3 protein-coding genes are annotated in these 3,736 nt (G+C 41.2%); all 3 read left to right on the top strand.

Features of this window, described 5'->3' with window-relative positions:
* Positions 1 to 303 precede the first annotated feature (303 nt).
* The 3 genes from FOR85_RS12405 to FOR85_RS12395 all read left to right on the top strand — a co-directional run bounded on the left by FOR85_RS12405 (position 304) and on the right by FOR85_RS12395 (position 3,585).
* A complete protein-coding gene (locus FOR85_RS12405) occupies positions 304 to 1,425 on the top strand; it encodes a Fic family protein (protein WP_144298159.1) in 1,122 nt (373 codons plus the stop codon).
* A gap of 355 nt (positions 1,426 to 1,780) precedes the next feature.
* Positions 1,781 to 2,752, top strand: a complete 972-nt coding sequence (locus tag FOR85_RS12400) for a calcium/sodium antiporter (protein ID WP_144298158.1) — start codon at positions 1,781 to 1,783, stop codon at positions 2,750 to 2,752.
* Positions 2,753 to 3,048: 296 nt separating this feature from the next.
* Positions 3,049 to 3,585, top strand: coding sequence for a hypothetical protein (locus FOR85_RS12395; RefSeq protein ID WP_144298157.1), 537 nt, complete (start codon positions 3,049 to 3,051; stop codon positions 3,583 to 3,585).
* Positions 3,586 to 3,736 lie beyond the last annotated feature (151 nt).

Genomic DNA, 3,736 nt, shown 5'->3' with positions numbered 1-3,736 from the left:
TTGTGTGAGAACTTAAAGATTAACCGTTCGCTATTTTTTTTGCCAGAAATTTATATCCAATGTTCAACACGCCCTAGATTTATTTCGTAAATAGGCACTATAAAATTATAGTGTTTTTACCTCCACTCCCTCCTCGGTTTTTTGAGCTAATTACCTATATTTTCTCCACTTTTTCTGTCCTTTTTACTAAAAAGGCTAGGTTTAACTCATCATTTCGGCGATGACTTTCCTTGTTTATTAAGTTTAATCTCTGCATAATATAAGGAGAATAGCCCTCTAACTTCTGCAGGTTTTGGTCTTATTATGAAACACGTTACTTATATTCATGAACACCCCAATTGGACAGATTGGCAATGGTCAGATAAAAAACTGTTGCCGCTGGTAAGCCAAGTGCGATTGCTTCAAGGTCAGCTTCTCGGAAAATTGCTGACACTAGGATTTGATTTAAATGTTGAAGCTCAGTTAGACGCCGTTACTCTTGAAATCGTTAAAACATCTGAGATCGAAGGTGAAATTTTAAAAACAGATCAAGTAAGATCCTCTGTTGCTCGGCATTTAGGGGTTGATGACCATAATATGCCTGCAGCCTCACGAGAAATTGATGCAGTGGTTGAGATGATGCTAGATGCAACATTCCACTATCAAAAGCCCTTATTGTTAGAAGATTTGCTCGGTTGGCATCGAGCACTGTTCCCAGAAGGCTATAGCGGGCTTTATCGTATTAAAGTTGGCAAGCTTCGGGATGATAGTCAAGGCGCTATGCAAGTAGTTTCAGGAGGCTATGGCCGAGAGCGAGTGCATTTTGTTGCTCTTCATGCAGACAGGATTTTTGATGAGTTGGATCTTTTTTTACAGTGGCTTAATATGCCGTCTAGCCAGCAAGATAATTTAGATTTGGTCATTAAAGCGGGTATCGCGCATTTATGGTTTGTGACGTTGCATCCTTTCGATGATGGTAATGGACGGCTGACAAGAGCAATCACGGAGCGAATGCTAGCAAAAAGTGATGGTAGCGCTCAGCGCTTTTATAGTATGTCCGCGCAAATTCTAAATCGGCGCAATGATTATTATAAGGTGTTGGAACGTACACAAAAAGGCGATCGCGATATTACTTTGTGGCTGGTTTGGTTTTTAGAAACGCTGAAAGACGCTTTACTTGCAGCTCAAGCGACCACCGATAAAATTATGGATAAAGCCAACTTTTGGCAGATGCATCGACATCATGCGTTAAATGATAGACAGATTAAGATGCTTAATAGTTTGATGAGTGACTTTTACGGCAAGTTGACCACTAAAAAATGGGCGACTATTAATAAGTGCTCGATTGATACCGCACTTCGAGATATCAATGATTTGATAGAAAAAGGAATGTTAGAGAAGTCCGCTGCTTCAGGGCGTAGTACAAATTATGAGATTGTTTTATAAGCTTGGGCACTGATTGACAGCTAGTCCTAGTTATACCCTCCCGCAACCTTCTTGACAGCTTCATTCTTAAATTTGGCTCTGGGAGGTAGTTTTCTTGTTTCTGGTAAGCTCCGATTAATACGCTTAGTTTACCAAGTTTACCTCTACGGTTTCTTCAGCATAGCTCACAAATGCATTAATCATGCTTTCAAGGCTGAATGGCAGGTTAAGGACTTCAAAATATAGAAAATAATAATACCTTTCCTCATAATTGCGCTGGTTGCTTATGCTACTATAAAACTGAGCCTTCTATTGCTCAATTTTTTATGCCCATTTTTCTTAACGATTACTCTAACTTTTATAAGGAAAGACACTGATGTGGTTGGCAATACTTGCAGTAGTCGTAGGACTAGCAATTTTGGTATGGAGTGCTGATGTTTTTATTGATGGTGCCGTCGCTTTAGCTAATAAGTTGAATGTACCCAGTTTTTTGATTGGTGTCATCATTCTAGGTTTAGGTACTTCAGCACCAGAGATGATAGTGTCCATGTTAGCTGCTTTAGAAGGTAGCCCTGAGCTAGCATTGGGTAATGCTTATGGTTCTAACATTATTAATATCGCCTTAGTATTAGGCGCAACGGTATTAATAAGTCCAATTATTATCCGAAAAAGTATTATCAATCGTGATATGCCTTTACTACTGTTGGTGACGGCAGTAGCTGCTTGGCAATTAAGCGATGGTGTCTTAGGTAATACCGACGGTATAGTATTGATAGTGCTTCTAGTCGTTGTCTTAGGCATACAAATCATCTTGAGCCTGCGTGAAGGCAACCACGAACATGAAGACGATACTGTAGAAGAAACTGCAAAGGCTGAACACAGTATGGCACAAGGTTTAGGTAGGTTATTTCTTGGTTTGTTCGTATTAATACTAAGCTCGCGCGCTATCGTTTGGGGCGCTACTGAACTTGCTACTTTATGGGGCTTGAGTGAGCTTATCATTGGTCTCACTATCGTCGCTATCGGTACGTCACTGCCTGAATTAGTTGCGAGCTTGTCGGCCGCACGTAAAGGTGAGCATGATATGGCTTTGGGTAATATTATAGGCTCTAACGTTTTTAATACTTTAGGAGTCGTAGGTATAGCAGCACTCATTGCGCCTATTACTCCGAGTAGCATTATTCTGTCGCGTGATATATTAGCGATGGGTCTCTTAACCTTACTACTGTTTGCGATGTGCCTATTTGCATTTAAAACCAAGCGTGCATTCGGTCGTACTTCTGGCACCACCTTAGTACTATTTTTCGTCGGCTATACTGTCTGGTTAATTCAGACGGTCAGTATGTAGCAAGTTACTAATAATCACATACGTTTGATTCGACAGTTTACAGTTTCTAATAATTCGTCATAGACTTTCATGTAATTACCTAGGCATCTTCAACATGATGAGGTTAAGTCACTTTTTGTATCTGTTGATACCGTTCTTAAGTTGTATCTGTTGGGATTGCGGATACAAAGTGGCAGTTTTTGAGCCGCGGTAGTTGTGATAATTTAAAATCGGCATAGTTAAACTCAGCATAGTAATAAGGAAACGTCATGCATAAGCTGTATAAACGAGACAATGAGAAGCTGTACTATCGGGAAATGTGGTACGAAAAGGAAAATGCTTGCTTGGTGCGACACCATGGCGAGGTGGGTGATGAGGGTGAGACGGAAGTGGTGTCACTGTCACTGGATGCAGAGCAGTCAACAGAGACGCAAGTAAAAACACAGGTAGACAGCCACATGGCGGACTTTATTAAAGAAGGCATGGCGGCGGGATATACACCATTTGATGATAAAGACAAGCATTGGCTGGCGATACAGATACCTTTGAGAGAAGCGGTGGGTACTCATGAGACCTTTGATTTTTTGGAAGATGTTGAGGGGTATGTCTCTGAGAAGCTGGGCTGGAATGGCTTGGGTGAGATGGATGGGCATGACATTGGTAATGGCAAAATCAATGTGTTTTGTCTGGTGGTGGATGCAGCGTTGGCAGTTGCCTTGTTGCAATCTGCGCTGTCGCCTGAGTACGATGAGTGGTTTAAACACATTAAGATAGCCACCCGACCGAATGACTCAGATATAGACTACCAGCTGAAATATGCGGCGGACGGTGACCCTGACTTTGATATTTTTTGAGCCTTTCCTAAAAAGTGTGTAACTATTATTTAGATTGTAGAAGTACTTACACGAAATTTAGGAAAGGCTCTTTGTGAACCGCCCCGAGATTGTCGGAGACTCAACTTTCTGAGAGAATACGACAATGAAAACACGAAACTATACCCCTGAA

The organism is Psychrobacter sp. YGAH215, assembly GCF_007280595.1.
In the GTDB taxonomy this organism is placed as follows: Bacteria; Pseudomonadota; Gammaproteobacteria; order Pseudomonadales; family Moraxellaceae; genus Psychrobacter; species Psychrobacter faecalis.
This window is presented reverse-complemented; position numbering and strand designations above follow the sequence as displayed.

Excerpts from the sequence above, each read along its gene's own strand:
- FOR85_RS12400 (WP_144298158.1), top strand. The coding sequence starts at position 1,781 with ATGTGGTTGGCAATACTTGCAGTAGTCGTAGGACTAGCAATTTTGGTA.
- FOR85_RS12395 (WP_144298157.1), top strand. The coding sequence starts at position 3,049 with ATGTGGTACGAAAAGGAAAATGCTTGCTTGGTGCGACACCATGGCGAG.
- FOR85_RS12405 (WP_144298159.1), top strand. The coding sequence starts at position 304 with ATGAAACACGTTACTTATATTCATGAACACCCCAATTGGACAGATTGG.